The sequence below is a fragment of the Thermotoga sp. Mc24 genome (assembly GCF_000784835.1).
Classification (GTDB): Bacteria; Thermotogota; Thermotogae; order Thermotogales; family Thermotogaceae; genus Thermotoga.
This window is the reverse complement of sequence record NZ_JSFH01000012.1, coordinates 87,546-105,647: the sequence shown is the minus strand read 5'-3', so window position 1 is coordinate 105,647 and position 18,102 is coordinate 87,546. Positions and strand designations below refer to the sequence as shown.

General features: G+C 48.6%; 25 protein-coding genes and 1 pseudogene. 12 read left to right on the top strand and 14 right to left on the bottom strand.

Annotation, left to right across the window (positions count from 1 at the left end; genetic code table 11):
• Positions 1-16 precede the first annotated feature (16 nt).
• Complete coding sequence (gene nadE / locus MC24_RS08205; RefSeq protein ID WP_038054442.1) at positions 17-862, bottom strand: NAD(+) synthase; 846 nt, start codon at positions 860-862, stop codon at positions 17-19.
• A gap of 170 nt (positions 863-1,032) precedes the next feature.
• Here nadE and MC24_RS09945 point away from each other — a divergent pair, with 170 nt between their 5' ends.
• From MC24_RS09945 to MC24_RS10010, 5 genes and pseudogenes are all read left to right on the top strand, one after another.
• Positions 1,033-1,215: a Holliday junction resolvase-like protein gene (locus MC24_RS09945; RefSeq protein WP_235280356.1), complete on the top strand. Its 183-nt coding sequence runs from the start codon at positions 1,033-1,035 to the stop codon at positions 1,213-1,215.
• Complete coding sequence (locus tag MC24_RS09940; protein ID WP_235280355.1) at positions 1,193-1,324, top strand: Holliday junction resolvase-like protein; 132 nt, start codon at positions 1,193-1,195, stop codon at positions 1,322-1,324. The genes MC24_RS09945 and MC24_RS09940 overlap by 23 nt, the downstream gene beginning before the upstream one ends.
• A 4-nt stretch (positions 1,325-1,328) precedes the next feature.
• Positions 1,329-1,811: a 2-C-methyl-D-erythritol 2,4-cyclodiphosphate synthase gene (gene ispF / locus MC24_RS08195; protein WP_038054441.1), complete on the top strand. Its 483-nt coding sequence runs from the start codon at positions 1,329-1,331 to the stop codon at positions 1,809-1,811.
• Between the two features lie 39 nt (positions 1,812-1,850).
• On the top strand, positions 1,851-2,204 hold the full coding sequence (locus MC24_RS08190; RefSeq protein WP_052125270.1) for a nucleotidyltransferase family protein: 354 nt from the start codon (positions 1,851-1,853) through the stop codon (positions 2,202-2,204).
• A gap of 160 nt (positions 2,205-2,364) precedes the next feature.
• Positions 2,365-2,571 (top strand): annotated as a pseudogene (locus MC24_RS10010) (hypothetical protein); the annotation flags it as partial.
• A 39-nt stretch (positions 2,572-2,610) separates the two neighbouring features.
• Here the strand turns inward: MC24_RS10010 and MC24_RS08185 are convergent.
• From MC24_RS08185 to MC24_RS08155, 7 genes are all read right to left on the bottom strand, one after another.
• A complete protein-coding gene (locus MC24_RS08185; protein ID WP_200883243.1) occupies positions 2,611-3,312 on the bottom strand; it encodes a hypothetical protein in 702 nt (233 codons plus the stop codon).
• Positions 3,305-4,111, bottom strand: a complete 807-nt coding sequence (locus MC24_RS08180) for a Cof-type HAD-IIB family hydrolase (RefSeq protein WP_038054438.1) — start codon at positions 4,109-4,111, stop codon at positions 3,305-3,307. The genes MC24_RS08185 and MC24_RS08180 overlap by 8 nt, the downstream gene beginning before the upstream one ends.
• On the bottom strand, positions 4,089-4,949 hold the full coding sequence (locus MC24_RS08175; protein WP_038054437.1) for a phospholipase D-like domain-containing protein: 861 nt from the start codon (positions 4,947-4,949) through the stop codon (positions 4,089-4,091). Before MC24_RS08175 ends, MC24_RS08180 begins: the two co-directional genes overlap by 23 nt.
• Positions 4,912-6,243, bottom strand: coding sequence for a tRNA (N6-isopentenyl adenosine(37)-C2)-methylthiotransferase MiaB (miaB, locus tag MC24_RS08170; protein WP_038054436.1), 1,332 nt, complete (start codon positions 6,241-6,243; stop codon positions 4,912-4,914). The genes MC24_RS08175 and miaB overlap by 38 nt, the downstream gene beginning before the upstream one ends.
• A gap of 73 nt (positions 6,244-6,316) precedes the next feature.
• Positions 6,317-7,198, bottom strand: a complete 882-nt coding sequence (gene speE, locus MC24_RS08165; RefSeq protein ID WP_038054433.1) for a polyamine aminopropyltransferase — start codon at positions 7,196-7,198, stop codon at positions 6,317-6,319.
• A 13-nt stretch (positions 7,199-7,211) separates the two neighbouring features.
• Positions 7,212-7,604: an adenosylmethionine decarboxylase gene (speD, locus tag MC24_RS08160; protein ID WP_038054430.1), complete on the bottom strand. Its 393-nt coding sequence runs from the start codon at positions 7,602-7,604 to the stop codon at positions 7,212-7,214.
• A gap of 24 nt (positions 7,605-7,628) precedes the next feature.
• Positions 7,629-8,159, bottom strand: a complete 531-nt coding sequence (locus MC24_RS08155) for a cupin domain-containing protein (RefSeq protein WP_038054765.1) — start codon at positions 8,157-8,159, stop codon at positions 7,629-7,631.
• 270 nt (positions 8,160-8,429) lie between these two features.
• Between MC24_RS08155 and MC24_RS08150 the strand changes: the two genes are divergently transcribed.
• The 5 genes from MC24_RS08150 to MC24_RS08130 all read left to right on the top strand — a co-directional run bounded on the left by MC24_RS08150 (position 8,430) and on the right by MC24_RS08130 (position 11,399).
• Positions 8,430-8,942 (top strand): rubrerythrin family protein, encoded by a 513-nt coding sequence (locus MC24_RS08150; protein WP_038054427.1) that lies wholly within the window; start codon positions 8,430-8,432, stop codon positions 8,940-8,942.
• Between the two features lie 12 nt (positions 8,943-8,954).
• The gene (locus MC24_RS08145; protein ID WP_004081116.1) at positions 8,955-9,350 is read left to right on the top strand and encodes a class II SORL domain-containing protein; all 396 of its coding nucleotides are present in this window, start codon (positions 8,955-8,957) and stop codon (positions 9,348-9,350) included.
• 10 nt (positions 9,351-9,360) lie between these two features.
• Positions 9,361-9,522: a rubredoxin gene (gene rd / locus MC24_RS08140; protein ID WP_004081114.1), complete on the top strand. Its 162-nt coding sequence runs from the start codon at positions 9,361-9,363 to the stop codon at positions 9,520-9,522.
• A 159-nt stretch (positions 9,523-9,681) separates the two neighbouring features.
• Positions 9,682-10,473 (top strand): SAM hydrolase/SAM-dependent halogenase family protein, encoded by a 792-nt coding sequence (locus MC24_RS08135; protein ID WP_004081113.1) that lies wholly within the window; start codon positions 9,682-9,684, stop codon positions 10,471-10,473.
• Positions 10,470-11,399 (top strand): hypothetical protein, encoded by a 930-nt coding sequence (locus MC24_RS08130; protein ID WP_004081112.1) that lies wholly within the window; start codon positions 10,470-10,472, stop codon positions 11,397-11,399. Before MC24_RS08135 ends, MC24_RS08130 begins: the two co-directional genes overlap by 4 nt.
• A gap of 6 nt (positions 11,400-11,405) precedes the next feature.
• Here the strand turns inward: MC24_RS08130 and MC24_RS08125 are convergent, their stop codons facing one another.
• From MC24_RS08125 to cysE, 5 genes are read right to left on the bottom strand one after another with little or no spacing between them, the layout of a single operon-like run.
• Positions 11,406-11,651, bottom strand: coding sequence for an acyl carrier protein (locus tag MC24_RS08125; protein WP_004081111.1), 246 nt, complete (start codon positions 11,649-11,651; stop codon positions 11,406-11,408).
• Positions 11,652-11,684: 33 nt separating this feature from the next.
• Positions 11,685-13,253: a ribonuclease J gene (locus tag MC24_RS08120; protein ID WP_038033795.1), complete on the bottom strand. Its 1,569-nt coding sequence runs from the start codon at positions 13,251-13,253 to the stop codon at positions 11,685-11,687.
• A complete protein-coding gene (locus MC24_RS08115; protein ID WP_012895997.1) occupies positions 13,192-13,623 on the bottom strand; it encodes a GIY-YIG nuclease family protein in 432 nt (143 codons plus the stop codon). Before MC24_RS08115 ends, MC24_RS08120 begins: the two co-directional genes overlap by 62 nt.
• Positions 13,620-14,495 carry a cysteine synthase A gene (cysK, locus tag MC24_RS08110; protein WP_012895998.1) on the bottom strand — a complete coding sequence of 292 codons (876 nt, stop codon included), beginning with the start codon at positions 14,493-14,495 and terminating at the stop codon, positions 13,620-13,622. The genes MC24_RS08115 and cysK overlap by 4 nt, the downstream gene beginning before the upstream one ends.
• Positions 14,410-15,072, bottom strand: a complete 663-nt coding sequence (gene cysE / locus MC24_RS08105) for a serine O-acetyltransferase (RefSeq protein ID WP_012895999.1) — start codon at positions 15,070-15,072, stop codon at positions 14,410-14,412. The genes cysK and cysE overlap by 86 nt, the downstream gene beginning before the upstream one ends.
• A gap of 163 nt (positions 15,073-15,235) precedes the next feature.
• Between cysE and MC24_RS08100 the strand changes: the two genes are divergently transcribed.
• Complete coding sequence (locus tag MC24_RS08100; protein ID WP_038054424.1) at positions 15,236-16,006, top strand: TatD family hydrolase; 771 nt, start codon at positions 15,236-15,238, stop codon at positions 16,004-16,006.
• Complete coding sequence (locus MC24_RS08095; RefSeq protein WP_038033800.1) at positions 16,003-17,136, top strand: DegT/DnrJ/EryC1/StrS family aminotransferase; 1,134 nt, start codon at positions 16,003-16,005, stop codon at positions 17,134-17,136. Before MC24_RS08100 ends, MC24_RS08095 begins: the two co-directional genes overlap by 4 nt.
• Here MC24_RS08095 and MC24_RS08090 read toward each other — a convergent pair.
• Complete coding sequence (locus MC24_RS08090; protein WP_012310422.1) at positions 17,133-17,732, bottom strand: hypothetical protein; 600 nt, start codon at positions 17,730-17,732, stop codon at positions 17,133-17,135. The two genes, MC24_RS08095 and MC24_RS08090, sit on opposite strands and share 4 nt — an antisense overlap.
• Positions 17,733-18,102: the final 370 nt, after the last annotated feature.

Here is an 18,102-nt window from a genome sequence, read left to right as displayed (position 1 = left end):
CCTTGGTGTGTTCTGTTTATATTCTATCAAAGGTGATGGGAGTTCCACGGCGGTGCTTTTCTGCAAGCTCGAGGATCTTCTTCACTCTCTCTACTTTTTCTGGGTTCTCACCTTTCAGGCTCTCTCCTCTGTCAATCTTCATTAATATGCGGTCGAGTTCCATGTAGCTCATGCCGAAGGCCATCTCGTCTGTGACACCGGGAATGAGATCTGGAGATGGCGGCTTCCTCTGAATCTTCTCCGGAACGTTCAGCTCTTTTGCGAGTTCAAAAACCTGTGTCTTGTACAAGTGAATGATGGGCTCTATGTCGACCGCCTCGTCCCCCCACTTCACGTAAAGTCCTGTCAGATACTCCGTTCTGTTTGTTGTTCCTATAACGGCGTATCCTCTTTTTTCTGCCTCGAAGTAGAGAAGGCACATTCTAACTCTATGCTTTACTCTGTAGTAGGCAAGTCCCTTCAGAAATTCGTCGGGGCCGGAGTTTCTAAGATCGTCCAGGAAAGGATCCTTTGAAAGAGAGTTCCATTTGTTGAGGACGTATCTTTTCACGATCGAGTCTGGGAGGAAAAGTCTTGGAGGAAAGAGTCTGTAAACACCGATTTTTCTCAAGATGGGAGTGATGGATCTCACTCTGTACTCCACATTCAGGCTTTCGCAGAGTTCAATGGTGTCTTTCACCGAGTCTTTCGAAGAGTCGCGCTCGGGTAGGATAAGTGCAAAGACATTGTCTTTTCTGAGTGCCTGAACACACAACGAGAGAACAACGGCGGAATCGATTCCACCGCTCACACCGATGACCGCTCCTTTGTAGTTGTACTCTTCTATCTTTTCTTTTATGAAACTGATGAGACTTTCTTTCATTGTGGTCACCCTATGGGATTTTAACATGTAGAATTATAATGAAGAGGATTTACATGGCAGTTTTGATTATCATAATCATAAATTGTTTTTATCCTGACAAGGAACCTTAGAGAAGAGTTCTTGAAACAGATTTGAAAAGAGAATACGAAGTGAAGTTTCAGGAGTGGAAGATGAAAGAGGAGAAAAGGATCAGAAAGGATGCCATTGACAAAAGCAAAAGTGTGATAATGGGTCCGGTCACAGAGCACCTGATACCTTTCTTCCCGGAATTCAGATACAATCCAAAAGATACAAGATTTACAAGATTTATTAGGAACTCCAGAGGATTTTGTGGTCTTCGGTGGTCTGGGTGAAGGAAACGTTAAGAAGATAGTGTTCGTGGAAGTTAAAACGGGAAAAACAGGGAATCTAACCACCAGAGAAAGACAGGTGAGAGATATGGTGGAGAGGAAAGGGGAATGATCCCATGTTCATCGGCTTTGGATACGACAGACATTCGCTCGTTGAGGGAAGAAAGCTGGTCTTTGTCGGGGTGGAGATAGAGTCTTCTGTGGGAAGTCTTGGGCATTCCGACGGAGATGTTCTCTCACACGCGATCATAGACGCCCTGCTCGGAGCCGTTGGTCTTGGCGACATAGGAACGTGGTTTCCGGAGACGGAAGAGTACAGAAACGCGAACAGTCTTGAGCTTCTGAAAGAAACGGTGAAGATGTTGGAGGAAAAGGGATTCAGTGTGGTCAATGTGGATGCAACGGTTGTGACCTCCATTGTGAAACTTTTCCCCTACAGGGAAAGGATCGTGGAAAATCTCAAGAGTGCACTTAAAACATCCCGTGTGAACGTGAAGTTCAAGAGCGGAAACACGTTGGGGTTCGAAGGGAAGGGTAGAGGCATTTCAGCTTATGCGGTGTGTCTTGTGGAGAAGAAAAAATGTACGAAGAGTACATAAGGGCCTGGGTAGAGAGAAAAAAGAAATGAAGAAGAAAAGATGAAATTACTAGCTCAGAAGGTTCTCAAAGAGGCAAAAAGGGTCGTAGAAGTGTTGAGGGAAAGGTACGGTGTGAGGGGAGTAGTTCTTTTTGATTCACTCGCAAAGTGCCTGAAAAGAACAGGTAAGTTCACAGAAAGGGCCGACATCGATCTTGCGGTGGAAGGGCTTCCGAAAGAGAAGTACTTCAAAGTGCTTTCTGAGATCAACAGGCTTTCCGAGTTCGAGATAGATCTGAGCGATCTTGAAGGATGTCCTGAATTTCTCAAAAGATTGATTGAAAGAGAGGGGATAGAGATTGAAGAAAGAACAGATCCTCTTACTGATAACGGAGATACCTTGATGTGGTTGTGAAAGAAATAGAAGAGAAGAGTCTGATAAAGAGCCAGACCTGTTCATTCTGAGAGCGTTCGACAGCCTTTTTCACTATTTTTACACGATCATAGAAGATATTTTCGAACTGATATCTTATGAGATGAACGGAGTGAGGTAGGACAGTTACGACTGGTACAAGAGACTGCTGAACAGAGTGTCACTTGAGATCCCGGAAGTTCGTCCCGCTGTGATTTCAAAAGAACTCAGGGAAACTCTTGATGAATATCTGAGATTCAAACATGTTTTCAGGGACGTGTACGGTTATCTTCTAAAATGGACGAGAATGAAACCCCTTTTGGAAAGAGCGTGGACTGTTTATGAACGTTTCAGAGAGGAGATAGGGAAATTCAAAGATTTTCTTAAAGAGCTTGCAAAAAAATGTGAATCAAGGTGCCCTTCCTGTGGGAGATCTTCTCCCATTGAGCACGTCCTGAGCGATTTTCAGAAGCCACTCCTCATTCGAGAAAACAAGCACCCCACCGCTCCACGGATCGTTCACGCTAATTTTTCTGATATTTCTGTCCAGAAGAACGATGGAATTTTCCAGCACTTCTCTTCTGAGAGATTCGTAGTCTATCTCCTTTTCATAGCTCCAGGAGAATTTCAAGGGTTTTCCAACAAGAACGTTCCCCTTCGTGTCGATAACGAGTGTCGTTGTGTAGCCGAGTCTTTTCAGTTGTTCGTACTTTTCCGCGCTTTCCACCATCACAGGATAGGTGGCCTTTCTTGTTATAAGAGCAGCGATCACCTGATCGTTCACTTCTCCTGTCGCATTGAACACGGGCACAACTCCTGCTATTGAGAGCCCCTCTGCAAGAAGAGAAAGAACCTGAGCGGTAATGTATGGGGAGGTGGAAACTTTCGAGAGGGGGTCAGGGTCCGTTCTTCTCAGAACGTCGAAACTTCCAAAGATGTAGTAAGAACCCCCCTTTTCTTTTAGGATCTTCCCCACGGCGATTCCTACGTCCTTTGAGAAGTTCAGGTTCCCGGAACTTCCAAGACAAAGAAGGGAGACGTCCTTTAGAACGTTTTGAAGGGGAACGTTCAACGCCACAGAACCGCTGGCGCTTTCTGGAATTTCATCCATCAAGACAATCTGTGGAAATGAGCTCAAGAACGTAAGACACACCAGAATCGTTGTTAGTGAGCGTGACAACGTCCGCCGCCTCCTTCACTTTGTCGATGGCGTTACCCATAGCCACGCGCAGACCCGCTTCCTCGAACATGAACAGGTCGTTCTCGTTGTCACCAAAGACGACGATCTCTTCTTTCTTCCAGCCCATTCTCTCTCTGAGAAATCTCAGTGCCTTTCCCTTGTCCACGTTCTCTGGAACAATCTCTAAGTACGTCGGAAATGACTTGAAGACTTTCACCACATCGTTGAACTTCTCTGAAAGGATCTTCTTCAGTTCGTCGAGCCTTTCTGGGGTATCAATGAGAAGGATCTTGGTCGTTCCTACTTTCGAGACGAGTTCCAGAAGGTTCGGTTCAACGCGGTATTCCACACTCGAGTGTTTCGCGTAGCCTCTTATCTCTTCGCTGTCTCTCTTGGAGTAGAGCACGTCGTCTATGTACGCCTGCCAGTGCACGTTGAACTGTTTCACGTACTCTACAATGTCTTTTGCAACTTCTGGTGGAATCTTTTCGTTCAGGATCACACCCTCTTCTGGAAGGTACACCATTGCGCCGTTGTAGGCTATCGTAGGAAAAGTCCTGCCGAAGTACTTCTTTTCCACGTTCAGTGTGGAGACGAGCATCCTGCCGCTTGCAAAAACGACGTGGCACTTTCTCGAGAGCTTTTCAATCACTTTTCTGTCCTTTTCTGATATCTCTAAGTTGTCGTTCAGGAGCGTTCCGTCCAGATCAAAAACGAACACCCTGTACAAAGTATCCCCTCCAGATTCTTTCGAACTCTTCTACAAAAGATTCTACGTGCTCCCTGTTACTCGTTTTGAACACAACCTCCACGTTTCTGTGAAAACCACTCTCCGTGAAGTTTGCAGAGCCCGTGATCAGAGTTTTTCCATCGACGACAAGGAACTTGTGGTGCATCAGGGGTTCTTTCACCTCAAGAACATGGAAGGTTCCGAGCGGAAATTCTCTAAGTCTGGAAGACTCGAACCACTCATCCGTGATGATGTACACCTCCACACCCTGCGAGGAGAGAAATTTCAACGTGGCAAAGACATCTTCGTCTGTGAAAGCGTAACTGCAGAGAAGAACGTACTCTTTCGCCTTCCAGAGTGAGTCTAAGACGATCTCCTCGACATCCACTGCAGGGATCAGGAAGAACTCACCTTCTTTCGTTTTGAGTCTGGCCTGTGGCCTTTTCCCAAAAACGAGCCAGTCGTAAATTCTCTCGAAGAAGTCCGCTATCTCTCTGGAGTGAAAGACGATGAGGTTGTTCAAATGTTCTTTTAGGCTGGAACGGTTGAAGTTCGCTGAGCCGAAGATCACCGTCTCGTGGTCGAGAACAATGAACTTCGAGTGAAGAAGTCCATTTGAAACGTGAACGAAAGCGCCCTGAACGGGCACTTCGGAAGCCATTTTCGCTGTTTTCAATCCAAGGTACTCCGGGTCGATCGAGTAGGCAACGATCGTGATCTCGCTTGCGGAGTTCAGGTGTGAGAGAACTAGCTGTGAGAGATCGTCCACCGTGCTGAAATAGACCCGCGAGAAAATTATCTCATTTATCAGAAGAAACAGGAGAAGAAGTTTCTTCAACCCATACCACCTTTCCGTAGAGTGGACCGGCCGTGATCTTTTCGACTTTCACGTCAGCGAATCGGCCGATCATCCACTCTTCACCTTCGAAAGCGATGATCTTGTTTCTGATGTCACGACCGTAGAAGAGGCCGTTCTTTGCCTGAGCTTCGACAATGACACGCACCGTTTTTCCTCTATAGCGCTCGTTCAGCTTTCTGTTGATCCTCTTTTGGAGGTTCATGAGAAACTGCATGCGTCTCACTTTCTCCTCGTAGGGCACGTCGTCTTTGTAGTACTTCCAGGCCATCGTGCCTTCGCGTGGAGAATAGATTGCGAGGTTGAGGCGTTCGAACTGTGCCTTCTCTACGAGGTCGACCGTCTCCATGAAGTCTTCTTCCGTCTCCGTTGGAAAACCGACGATGATGTCGCTACTGATCGCAACGTCTGGCACCTTCGATCTGATCTTCTCAAGAAGGGCAAGGTACTCTTCCTTCGTGTACCTTCTGTTCATTAGCTTCAGTATCCTGTTGCTTCCAGACTGCACCGGGAGGTGAACGGACTTTGCTACCTTCGGATTTCTGGCGATCACTTCTATGAGTTCATCGGAGAAATCCGTTGGATACGAGGTAAGGAACCAGATCCTTTCTATTTCCTCTATCTTTGATGCTTCTTCAAGGAGTCTGGCGAGGGAAGAGCCGTCTTTCAGGTCTTTTCCGTAGGCGTCCACGTTCTGACCGAGGAAGGTCACCTCGCGATAGCCCTGTTTTGCGAGTTCCCTCACCTCTTCCAGAATATCCTCCATCGGTCTGCTCTTTTCTCTACCGCGCGTGTACGGAACGATGCAGTAGGTGCAGAACCTGTCACAGCCGAATATGATCGTGACCCAGGCGTGGTGTTTGCTGGATCTGATACGCGGAAGATCGTGCGCGTATTCATCGAGGTGTTCTCCCAGAAGTGCTACCTTTTCCCCCTGCAGCGCCCTTTTCACTGCTTCTGTCACCTTCGGAACCGCACGGGTTCCAAGAACAAAATCTGCTCCTCTATCCAGGAGTTTTTCTCTTTCCTTTTCGGCGACACAGCCCGTAACCCCCACAACGAGCTTTTTTCTTCTTTTGATTTTCAGTATTTGACCGAGTTCGCTGTAGGCCTTCTCCTCGGACTTTCTCCTCACCGCGCAGGTGTTTATGATGAACACGTCCGCCTCATCGGGACTCGAGGCGGGGGTGAATCCCTCCTTCATGAGAAGACCGGCCATCGTCTCCGAGTCGTTCTCGTTCATCTGACAACCGAAGGTCTTTATGTAAAACTTCATGTTCGACCTCCTAGTTCGTTCAGGCTAATTAGATTATACCAGAAAGGAAAAACCCCGCCAGAGCGGGGTCGATTCACATCAATCCGAGCTCTTTCTTTATGAAGTTCGGAAGGGCAAAGGACGCGACGTGAACCTCTTCGTTGTAGTACTTCAGCTCTTTGTTGAAATTTTTCACCTTTTCAGGGTTGAAGTCTTTTATCGGGTCTATTCCCTTGGAGGCGAAGGTGTAGGACCACATGCCGGAAGGATAGGTGGTCATGAATCCAAGGTAAACCTTGGCTATTGGAAAGACCTTGCTGATTCTCTTGTAAGCGAGCTTGAACCAGCCGATGTCGTAGAATGGGTCTTCCGTCTCAGCGGAGAAAACTCCGTCTTCCTTGAGGGCATCGTAACAGGCCTGGTAGAACTCTTCGGTGAAGAGGTGTCCGCCCTGGCCCGCCGTTGGGTCCGTGGAGTCTATGATGATGACGTCGAACTCGTTCTTGAACTTCCTCACGTATTCGGCACCGTTCGCTATCACAATCTCTGTCCTCGGATCGTCGAAACCGCAGGAAGTCTGCTTCAAATACTTCCTTGCGGCTTCTATGACGAGTCCGTCCACTTCGCAAAGAATGGCCTTTTCCACGTTGTTGTGTTTCAGGACTTCTCTAAGTGTTCCGCCGTCTCCACCACCGATGATGAGCACCTTCTTCGGGTTCGGGTGGAGGAACATGGGAACGTGTGCGAGCATTTCGTGGTACATGAACTCATCTTTTTCCGTGGTCATCGTAATACCGTCGAGCGAAAAAACCACACCGAGATCGGGATTCTCGAAGATATCTATTCTCTGAATGTCGCTCTGTCCGGAGTAAATCATGCGGTTTATTCTCATGAAGAGCCCCACGTTGTTTCCCGTGTAGTACTCGAAGTACCACAGGTGCTGTCTCGGCTGGAGTTCTCTTTCGAATTCTTTCAACTTTCACACCTCCTCAAACGGTGACTTTGTGTGGTGAGTCTTCGGGTATTCCTATCTCGTCGTACCTACCTCTCTCGTGCTCTACCACGTGTACCCTCTTCGCCTTCAGCGCTTTTTTAAGATGTTCGAAGGCTTTCCAGGGATCGACGTCATCTCCGCAGGTGAACAGATCGATAGCAGCATACCCGTACTCTGGCCAGGTGTGAATGGTTAGGTGGGATTCGGATATCACCACCACACCACTCACCCCATAGGGGAGGAACCTGTGAAACGTTGACGTGACTATTGTTGCTCCACTTTCATAGGCTGCCTGTTTCATTTCCTGTTCTATCAACTGCACGTTGTCGAGAACCTCTTTGTCACATTCGTAAAATTCCGCCACCAGGTGTCTTCCCAGACTCTTCATGTTAATCCCTCCCCTCTGAAATTTTTAGTCAATCATGATCCAGAGTAACACCGCCTTCTTCTTTCCCGGATTCTTCACGTAATGTTTCTTATCCGCTCTGTAGTAGAAACAGTCTCCCTCTTTCAATCTGTAACGTTTGTCGTCAAGGTAAAGATCTATCTTTCCCTGAATCACGAAACCGAACTCTGAACCTTCGTGGTACGATTCTTCTTCTGTCTGCGCACCGGGTTCCAGTGTCACAAGAATCGGATCGATCTCTTTGTCTTCCACACCGCTCATCAGAATTTCACTCTTCACACCTTCTGGCTCGTCGTAGACCGGAACCCTCTCTTCCTTTTTGAACACAACCCTCTCTTCTTCCACGTCGGAAAAAAAGTGCTTCAAATCTGTGCCCAGCGCTTCCAGAATCCTTTCAAGAGTATCGATAGATGGAGATGTCTTGTCCGATTCGAGCTGTGAAATGAAACTTCTTGAAAGGTCAGTACGCTCCGCGAGTTCTTCCTGTGTGAGTCCTCTTGAGAGCCTTAATTTCTTGAGTTTTTCTCCGATCCTCACAAAGTTCCCAACCCCTTTGACCACTATAGTTGACAAACTTGTTCAGTATCACAGTCATTATTATACCCACCACCCCTTCGTTGTCAAAGTTAATTTTGTGTTGCGCAAATTAACAAAAGGTAACACTCGATAAGAACAAAAGCTGTTCAATCTTATTGCAACGATGAAGCTTTTTCAACGAGAGTTTAAGATAAAAAATCAAAACCATTACAATTTATAATTATGTGGTAAAATGATCTTGGATCAATCGAGATACTGGGAGGTGAAAGGATGAAGGAAATGACGAAGAAGTTTCTCGAGGATGCCTTCGCGGGAGAGAGCATGGCCCACATGAAATATCTGATCTTCGCGGACGAGGCAGAGCAGAGGGGATTGAAAAAACTCGCAAATCTTTTCAGGGCGATCGCATACGCTGAGTTTGTCCATGCAAGGAACCACTACAGAGAACTCGGAAAGATCTACAAAGAGATGGCCGAAAACGTCCAGCAGTGCATCGACGGTGAAACCTTCGAAATCGATGAGATGTACCCGGTTTACAACACCGTCGCACAGTTCCAGGAAGAAAAAGGAGCGGAAAGAAGCACCAAGTTCGCCTGGGAAGCCGAAAAGATCCACGCGGAGATGTACAAAAAGGCCAAAGAACTCGTGGAAAAAGGAGAAGACTACACGGCGGAGAAGATCTACATCTGTCCTGTCTGCGGTCACACCGTTGAGGGAGAACCACCAGAGAAGTGCCCGGTCTGCGGTGCACCCAGAAGTGCCTACAGAGAATTTTCGGTCTAAAGGAGGGATAGCATGAAACTTTCTGATTTCATCAAGACGGAAGATTTCAAGAAGGAAAAGCACGTTCCGGTCATAGAAGCACCCGAGAAGGTGAAAAAAGACGAAAAAGTTCAAATCGTGGTTACCGTGGGAAAGGAGATCCCGCACCCGAACACAACAGAACACCACATCAGGTGGATCAAAGTTTTCTTCCAACCTGATGGTGATCCATACGTTTACGAGGTGGGAAGGTACGAGTTCAACGCGCACGGAGAGTCCGTTCAGGGGCCGAACATCGGCGCTGTTTACACAGAGCCTACTGTCACAACCGTGGTAAAATTGAACAGATCGGGAACGATCATAGCCCTCTCCTACTGCAACATACACGGCCTCTGGGAAAGCAGTCAAAAGATCACTGTTGAAGAGTGAGGTGAGTTCTGTGAAGAAGTACAGGTGCAAACTCTGTGGTTACATCTACGATCCTGAACAAGGAGATCCCGACAGCGGAATCGAACCGGGGACACCCTTCGAGGATCTTCCAGACGACTGGGTCTGTCCGCTCTGTGGAGCTTCGAAGGAGGATTTTGAACCGGTTGAGTGATCTGGAAGTCTTACCGTCAGAGAAAGGGGAGGCTGGCCCTCCCCTTTCTCTTTCCCCACGACCCGGCGGGCTCGGGCGGGATCCGAAAAGAAAATGATAACTCTCGTTATAATAATACCATAAAGTAGATAAACAAACAAAAAATCTGGGGGGAGAAAGATGATCGGATTTCTCACAGACTGGGGCTTGAAGAGTCACTACGTGGGAGTCGCGAAGGCGGTGATCAAGAGGATAAACCCCTCCGCGGAGATCATCGACATCACGCACGAAGTAGAACCTTTCAACGTGAGAAAGGCGAGTCACGTTCTCTACAGAGCCTCCCTCGATTTTCCTCCTTCCACCGTCTTTCTTGTGGTTGTCGACTACGGCGTTGGAACTTCAAGAAAGGCGATCGTGATGAAGACCAAGAACGACCAGTACTTCGTGGCACCCGACAACGGAGTTCTCACGGTTGTAGCTGAAGAATACGGAGTTGCCGAGATCAGAGAGATAGAGAACAGAGAGCTCTTCTACAAGAAGAATCCTTCCTTCACTTTCCACGGAAGGGACATCTTCGCACCGGTTGCCGCCCACCTCGACATGGGACTTCCGCTGGAGAGAGTGGGAGACAGACTGCTCTCGTACGAGGTTCTCAAGATGAGAAAGCCTGTTGTCGAGAACGAGAAAGTCATCGGAGAAGTGGCGATAGTTGACACCTTCGGAAACGTGTCGACGAACATTCCCTTCGATCTCTTTTTGAAGCTCAGTGTGGATTTCGACGACGTGGTGAGAGTGAGAGTGGGAAGAAAAGAGTTCAAAGCGGCTGTCGCGAAGGCCTTCGGAGATGTGGACACGGGAGAACTGCTCGTTCATCCAGACAGCGCAGGTTTCCTCGAAATCGCCGTGAATCTGGGAGACGCGAGTCAGGTGCTTTCGGTTAAAGAAGGAGACGAGATCGAGATATGCAGATGAAACAGGTTCTTCTTGAGGCAAGGCAGGATTTTCTGAGTCTTCTCAAAAGAAGAGGCTGGAAGGAGAAAGACCTGAATATACTGAGAGGAATCTTCCTTGGAGAGCTTTCCAGGGTGGACGTGCCGGCTGACATCTTTGAGCTTGCTATCAAGGAGGCCGTGAAGGGGAACTTGAAGCTTTCTTCGAAACTCCTTGGAGTGAGTGAGATAGACACTCTTGAGATCCTCTTCTGGTACCTGCCGAAGAAGTATCCCCTTCCTTCAGAGAGGCTCAAAAAGAGGCTGAAAGCCGAAAGCGTGAAAGAGTTCATCGAAGAAGCCAACAGACTTAGGGTGAAACTTGGAAAGAAGGATTTCATGGAGCTCTACCTTCATCTCGAAGAAGCGGAAGAAGAGGAAGAAAAAAGAGAGAACACGGATCTTCTGGAGAGAGTTCGAAACCTTTCGATTGAGAAACTATCAGAGAGTGAGATTGAGGAGTTGAGATACTTCTACTCCTTGCTCGATCTTCGAGGAAAGGAATCCGTGAGAACGCTGAACGTTCACCCGTACATTCTTTCTGCCATCATCAGAAACCCTTCTGCACCGATCGTCATCGATGGAAGCAACCTGCTCTGGCGTGGAGGACTCTCCGTCTCTTACATCTACGAGGTGTTTGAGAGGCTTGCTGTTTTCAGGGAGTTCTTCTTTCCCTACAGGATCGTTTTCGACAGGAACGCGGAGTTCGTGCTGCCAGTTCACGAGAGGAAGGGATTCGAAAGGTGGAAAAACTCTCCGAACGTTCTCTTCGAATCTCCAGCGGATGGCCTCATCATCTCCCTTGCGAACACCATGGACGCGGTGGTTCTGAGCGGTGACAGGTTCAGAGATCACGGTCTTCCCAGGAGGGTTAGGGTCCTAACACCGGAGGAGATAGAAAAGGGGTGAGCGAGCTCACCCCAATTTCTTTTCAATGTAGCTGACGATGTCGCCGACCGTTGAGATCTTTTCAAGATCGGCGTCATCCACCTTTACACCGAACTCGCTTTCGAAATCCATCACGAGATCAACGAGGTCGAGGGAATCCGCACCGAGATCGTCTATGAGTTTTGCCTCCTCTGTGACCTGTGACTCATCCACTCCGAGTTTTTCAGAGATTATGCTCTTCACCTTTGAAAAGATCTCCTCTCTGCTCGCCACTTTTCCACCTCCTCTTAGAAGTGTCGAAAAAAATTATAACACAATCACATTCTCAAGTAAGACCCTTTCATCCCAGCGCTCGACGAACCAGCCCGGATTCAGGGTGTGAACGGGCACTATGTAATCCGGGTTCAGTTCGTTCAAAATCTTTTCCAGACCCTGAGGAGAAACGTGGCCCGAGGCGTGGAACTCTTTTGTGAAGACGATGTTTCCGTTCACTTCTCTTATACCGAAAGGAACTATGTTGAAGTACCTGAGCCAGTTCATGAAGCGCCTTGCGTCGATCTCCTGCTCTTCCGTGTAGGCTTCGCTCGTTGAGTGGATATAGACGGCGCCGTTCAGAACTCTTTCGTCGAGATCGAGGATGTGCGGGAAGTCCCAGTATCCCGCAACCATGGTGTGTTTTTCTGGATGCAGGTTTATCTCCTCTGGTGAGAGAAGGATCCCTTCCTCTCTGGCTCGAAGCAGTGCGTCTTTTTCGAGGTTTATGTAGGTGACCTTCCCGGGGTGGTACACACGAACGAAGGACCTTTCCTCATCCGTCAGCTTCCAGAGTGGTTCCACTCGTTCCATCTCGAGAAGATAGGCGTAGTCTTTTGGCATGAGAACGAGTCTTCTGTCGTTTTCCATGCAGACCTTAAGGAAGGTGAAGAGCCTCTCCAGGTGTCTGATGGGAAAATCTACGAGTATCAGATTCTTCGTCCCCCTGAAAACTCTCATCGCGTTTTCGAAGACGTCCTTTTCCGTGTTCTCCACGTTCTCTTCCCTCGTGACTCTGGTTCCCTCAACGATGAGAACGAGCGGGCGCTTGTCTTTCAGATTCTCAAAAAATCTCGAGGTCCTGAGAGAAAGCGCGAGTCTCTTTTCACCGAGAGTGTCCAGCCAGTAGCGCTCTTCTTCTGCTGTCTCGGGACCCGTTCTGAAGTCTCCGGTGTAAGCGAGCCAGAGATCGTCCACCCTTGCCGCAAGGCCCGCGGCTCCTATGACGGAGTGGTACACAGGTTCAACGAACAGCTCGTTCTTCCACAGGGAGTTCATATCGACAACAGTTGAATCGTCGTTGAGTTCGACCTCTTTAGGAAAAGAAACGCGTCTTGTCAATCTTTCCGCGCTCTTCGAATTTCCCGGGCTCACCGTGAGGTCTTCGCGGATTCCGTTTTCCAGATCTTTATCTGAGACCCTTCTTCTTTTCTTTCCACCGAGCTGAGTCAGAACGTTTGAGTTGCTCGTGTACACACTGGCTCTCATCACAGCGAAGGTTTCGCCGGTCATGAGGAGGGGGATCTTTTCGTCTATGAGGCCCACCATTCCGGTGTGATCCGCATGCGCATGGCTCAAAAAAAGAAAGGCGTGGTTCACAGGATCTTCGAACTTTCCATCGAAGAGGTCGTCCCTGTAAATGTTGAGCCGGGGAACCATTTCGAGCTTCAGCAGGTCATGAAGGATCTTACCTGTTCTGGGGTTCAAAAACTCCTCGAAGAACTCTCCCCATCTGGAAAAGTTCAATCCAAAATCCAGCAGAAAACCGTCGTTCTCAGAATCAACCACTCTGATCTTGTTTCCCCCTATGTTTCTGTGCCCGTCGAGTATCTCTATTCTCACGGAACCCCCCCAGAAGAGAAAAGAGTTTGTCGGGATCAACGCGGTAGAGGTTGGTTTTCACCCTGAGGTCACTCGCACCGAAGCTCTCTATTCCTTCAAAATGATATGATAACACATTCGAGATCTCCTCTTCGATATTTCTTCCGCTGAACATTATCAACCCGGCGATCTGTGCGTGATCCAGCAGGTAGTCGATGTGCCAGTGTTTCTTTTTAGGACCGAGAAAATAACGGGGGATCCTCTTGAAGAATCCCCCCATCGCGGATCCTACGTAGGCGTAGTAACCTGGTTCCAGATGAGATGTTTTCTTTCCATACCTCAAAGCAACACTCTCTTCGAGTTTCAAAAGCAGAATGTAAGTTCCCTTCATAGGATACTCAGGTATCTTTCCGCGTGGTCCGGTGCAACGGTCACGACCCTCGCGTCTGGCCCGAGTTTCTGGGCTACCTTCAGAGCGGCTGCGACGTTGGCACCGGAGGAGATTCCCACAAGGAGTCCCTCTTTCTTTGCGAGGTATCTCGCCATCTCGTAGGCCTCTTCGTCCTCCACGGTGATCACTTCGTCAATCACGGATCTGTCCAGGATCTTCGGAACAAAGCCCGCTCCTATGCCCTGGATGGCGTGTTTTCCCGGCTGGCCTCCAGAGAGAACGGGAGATTTCGCTGGTTCCACCGCTACTATCTTCACTTCGTTTCCAAAAAAGCCTTTCAAAACCCTTCCCACTCCGCTGATCGTACCTCCCGTTCCCACTCCCGCAACGAAGGCGTCTATCCGATAGTCCATCTGTTTGAGGATCTCCGGACCTGTGGTGAACTGGTGAGAGTAGACGTTGTAGGGATTTTCGAACTGGTTGAGCATGTGTGCACCGGTTTCTTTGGATATCTCTATCGCTTTTTCCACGGCACCCTTCATTCCCAGTTCCCCTGGTGTGAGAACGAGTTCCGCCCCGAGCATTTTCAGGACCTTTCTTCTCTCAACACTCATGGTCTCGGGCATCGTGAGGATCACTCTGTGTCCTCTCTTTGCTCCAATCATCGCTATGGCGATTCCCATGTTGCCGCTCGTTGGCTCCACGATGCCGTTCCTGAGAAGGTCTCTTCTTTCCGCATCGAGAATCATGAAGAGGGCGGGCCTGTCCTTTACACTGCCACCGGGATTATTCTTTTCCAGTTTCAAGAATATTCTCGAGTCTATCGAATCGAGCCTCACTATAGGAGTGCTCCCTATCAGTCTTTCCATCATCGCAGAAATCCCTCCTCCACTTGACTATTCTTGCAGGAACACCTACGACAACGGCTCCGTCTGGAACATCCTCAAGGACGACCGCGTTCGCACCCACAACGGCGTTGTTTCCAACTCTTATCGGGCCGAGGATCTTCGCTCCCGTTCCAATCATCACGTTCTCACCCACGTCAGGGTGTCTTTTTCCGGAGCACGGCTTTCTCGTCCCGAGAGTGACTCCGTGGTAGATGAGCGTTCCCCTTCCCACCGAGGCGGTGCTTCCGATGACCACACCGATACCGTGGTCTATCACCACTCCCGGAGCGATTCTTGCCGCTGGATGGATGTCCATGGAGAACACAACACGCACAAAGTAATAAATGAGGTAGGCGAGGACTTTCAATTTCCACTTGTAGAAGAAATGAGCGAATCTGTACCACATAAGACCCTGGAAGGAAGCGTAGAAGAAAAACACCTGAAGCTTACTCTCTGCGGCGGGATCGAGCTTGAGGTACATCTCAAGATCCTCTGATATGTGCTTGAAAATACTCACGAAATCCCTGAAGAACTCACCAACCTTTCTGAACAACAACCGCATCCCGATACCATATCCACCACCTCCAGATCGTTTGATCCAATAGAATTATATCAACCTAATTGTTAAGGTCAAAGAAACCTTTTCATCACAAAAAGGTGAACCTCTTCACTTTTTTCACAAAAGCCTTTGTGTAGTATATTAACACAGGAGGAGGGATATTTCAATGGTGGACACGCACACGCATCTTCATTTTCACCAGTTCAACAACGACAGAAACGCTATCATCTACAGCTTTGAAGAGAACAGCATTGAATTTGTGGTGAACGTGGGTGTGAACCTCGAAGATTCGAAGAAATCACTCGATCTTTCAAAGACAAGTGATCGCATCTTCTGTTCTTTAGGTGTGCATCCACACGACGCGAAGGAAGTTCCCGAAGATTTCATAGAACAGCTCGAAAAACTCGCGAAAGATGAAAAGGTGGTCGCTATAGGTGAGACCGGACTCGATTTCTTCAGGAACATCTCTCCAGCCGAAGTCCAAAAAAAGGTCTTCGTTGAACAGATCGAACTCGCAAGAAAGTTGAACCTTCCCCTCGTTGTTCACATCAGAGACGCGTACAGCGAGGCGTACGAGATACTCAGATCAGAACCGCTTCCAGAGAAGCGGGGTGTGATTCACGCTTTTTCTTCGAACTACGAGTGGGCGAAGAAGTTTATAGACCTCGGCTTTATGCTTGGAATAGGAGGCCCTGTGACGTATCCGAAGAGCGAGGCTCTGAGAGAAGTGGTTAAAAGAGTGGGCCTTGAACACATCGTTCTGGAGACGGACTGTCCTTTTCTTCCACCACAGCCGTTCAGGGGAAAAAGGAACGAGCCGAAGTACCTGAAGTACGTCGTGGAAACGATCTCGCAGGTGCTGGATGTGCCTGAAGCGAAAGTGGATGAAGTGACCACAGAGAACGCCAGAAGGATCTTTCTGGAGGTGAAGGAATGATCCACCTTTTTGATCTCACAAGGCAGTACGAGAGAATCAGGGGAGAAATCTTGAACGCGATAGACAAGGTGATCTCTTCGGGAAGGGTGATTCTCGGAGAGAACGTGAGAAGACTCGAGGAAGAAATCGCCAGTTTTATCGGCGTGAAGCACGGTGTTGGCGTTGCGAGCGGAAGCGATGCGCTTCTCATAGCACTGAGGGCGATGGGAGTGGAAAAGGGAGATACGGTGGTCACAACACCCTACACCTTCTTTGCCACGGCGAGCGCACCCTACAGACTCGGTGCCAGGGTGATCTTCGTCGACGTGGACGAGAACACCTTCAACATAGATCTGAACCAGCTCGAACACGTTCTGAAAAAAGAGAAAGTGAAGGCTGTCATTCCCGTTCACCTCTTCGGTAGAACCGTGGATCTTGAGGCGCTGAGCTTTTTGAGGGAGAAATACGGAGTGATGCTCCTCGAAGACTGTGCTCAGTCGATGGGATCGGAGTGGAAGTTCTCGAGTGGTGAGATCAGAAAAAGTGGGTCTGTAGGGGATGCGGCGATTTTCTCTTTCTTTCCCACGAAGAATCTGGGGACTTACGGCGACGGCGGAATGATCGTGACGAACAGCGATGAGATAGCGGAAGAAAGCAGGATCTTGAGAGTTCACGGTGCAAGAAAGAAATACTTCCACGAAGAGGTGGGATACAACTCGAGACTCGACGAGATACACGCCGCGATTTTGAGGGTGAAACTCAGGTATCTGGAAAGGTGGACAGAAGAGAGAATACGGGTGGCAAGGACGTACCAGGAGCTGTTCGAGGAGAAAAAACTGCCGATGGTCTTTCCCCGTGTGGAGGAGAAAGGCTTCAGGTACCACGTTTTCCATCAATATGTGGTGATCTTCGAAAGTGAAGAGGTGAGGGAGAGAGTCAGAGAAGGATTGAAAGAGAGAGGTATTCAGACGGCGGTTTATTACCCCCTACCTCTCCACCTTCAAAAGTGCTTCAAAGATCTGGGATATCGAGAAGGGGATTTCCCAGTGGCCGAATCACTTTCAAAAAGAAGTCTTGCGCTTCCCATGTTTCCAGAACTGAGGGACGACGAAATAAAAGAAGTCGTTGACACGATAGCGCTCTTTTTTTAGGTGAGATCTTTTACCACCTTGAGCGTGGCCGTGGCCACTGATTTCAAAAAGTCTCCTTCGAGGGGTGCAACCCCAACTTCCGTTCTTTCTCGATCTTCGTCCTGGATCGTGAGGTGGACGAGCACGAACTCTCTTCCAGCCAGAAAGACCTTCTGAACGTCGTCCACCGAGACGGAATATTCAGGATTGAAAGCCTCTATCACCGCTTCTCCAACGAGCCTTGGAAGGTTCGTGGATGTTCCAGGCCCCGCACTTTCACCCACCATGTCTTCGTCTTCGAGAGGGTTGCGTATTGTGACTTTCACCTGCTTTTTCCTGTCGAGGTTTTTTACCTCTATGGAGGTGATCTCATAAGTCTGCGAAGGAGAGAACCTTCCCTGACTCAGTTGGGCAATGCTGATGATCCTTCTGTCTATCTTCATTCCAAGAGACGCGAGGGCAACAGTTTCGATATCGCGAACGATCTGTTTTGGATTCCTGGAAGGATCTGCTATGACGTGGATTTCTCTGGGTTGACCGTCTTCCTCTATCACCTTGGCGGAGATGACCCCGGATATCTTCGATATGACTTCTTCCAGTGTCTTTGCGCTGCTCATCCAAATACCCCCCACGCACTGTTTTTTACTATTTTACCAGAGCATCTATTACCACGAAAACAACGCTCTGGAGAAGATCTTTTTCCAGAGGAGCCGCACCGATTCGCCAGTTTTCTTTTCCATTCTTCGAGAGTGTGAGATGAGCAAAAACGAACCTTCTTTCTGCGAGAGCGACTTCTTTGATGTCGTCTAATGAAAGCTTCTGTTACCGCTTCTCCGATGAGTTTGAGAAGGTTCCGGGATGTTCTGGGCCCTTCACTCTCATCAGAAAAGATCTTACCACGAGGATCTCTCAGAACGATCTTCACACGGTATTTCTTTCCGGAAGAGGAGATTTTCAAATAGGATTTGATCGATTTTCTATCGATAT

What these genes read in the sequence shown, in the direction of transcription:
- MC24_RS08115 (WP_012895997.1), bottom strand. Translation starts at nt 13,623, where the DNA reads ATGAAGGGAACTTACATTCTGCTTTTGAAACTCGAAGAGAGTGTTGCT.
- MC24_RS08185 (WP_200883243.1), bottom strand. Translation starts at nt 3,312, where the DNA reads ATGGATGAAATTCCAGAAAGCGCCAGCGGTTCTGTGGCGTTGAACGTT.
- speD (WP_038054430.1), bottom strand. Translation starts at nt 7,604, where the DNA reads ATGAAGAGTCTGGGAAGACACCTGGTGGCGGAATTTTACGAATGTGAC.
- MC24_RS08150 (WP_038054427.1), top strand. Translation starts at nt 8,430, where the DNA reads ATGAAGGAAATGACGAAGAAGTTTCTCGAGGATGCCTTCGCGGGAGAG.
- cysK (WP_012895998.1), bottom strand. Translation starts at nt 14,495, where the DNA reads ATGATGGAAAGACTGATAGGGAGCACTCCTATAGTGAGGCTCGATTCG.
- ispF (WP_038054441.1), top strand. Translation starts at nt 1,329, where the DNA reads ATGTTCATCGGCTTTGGATACGACAGACATTCGCTCGTTGAGGGAAGA.
- miaB (WP_038054436.1), bottom strand. Translation starts at nt 6,243, where the DNA reads ATGAAGTTTTACATAAAGACCTTCGGTTGTCAGATGAACGAGAACGAC.
- MC24_RS08130 (WP_004081112.1), top strand. Translation starts at nt 10,470, where the DNA reads ATGAAACAGGTTCTTCTTGAGGCAAGGCAGGATTTTCTGAGTCTTCTC.
- MC24_RS08090 (WP_012310422.1), bottom strand. Translation starts at nt 17,732, where the DNA reads ATGAGCAGCGCAAAGACACTGGAAGAAGTCATATCGAAGATATCCGGG.
- MC24_RS09945 (WP_235280356.1), top strand. Translation starts at nt 1,033, where the DNA reads ATGAAAGAGGAGAAAAGGATCAGAAAGGATGCCATTGACAAAAGCAAA.
- MC24_RS08100 (WP_038054424.1), top strand. Translation starts at nt 15,236, where the DNA reads ATGGTGGACACGCACACGCATCTTCATTTTCACCAGTTCAACAACGAC.
- MC24_RS08145 (WP_004081116.1), top strand. Translation starts at nt 8,955, where the DNA reads ATGAAACTTTCTGATTTCATCAAGACGGAAGATTTCAAGAAGGAAAAG.
- MC24_RS08095 (WP_038033800.1), top strand. Translation starts at nt 16,003, where the DNA reads ATGATCCACCTTTTTGATCTCACAAGGCAGTACGAGAGAATCAGGGGA.
- MC24_RS08135 (WP_004081113.1), top strand. Translation starts at nt 9,682, where the DNA reads ATGATCGGATTTCTCACAGACTGGGGCTTGAAGAGTCACTACGTGGGA.
- nadE (WP_038054442.1), bottom strand. Translation starts at nt 862, where the DNA reads ATGAAAGAAAGTCTCATCAGTTTCATAAAAGAAAAGATAGAAGAGTAC.
- MC24_RS08190 (WP_052125270.1), top strand. Translation starts at nt 1,851, where the DNA reads ATGAAATTACTAGCTCAGAAGGTTCTCAAAGAGGCAAAAAGGGTCGTA.
- cysE (WP_012895999.1), bottom strand. Translation starts at nt 15,072, where the DNA reads ATGCGGTTGTTGTTCAGAAAGGTTGGTGAGTTCTTCAGGGATTTCGTG.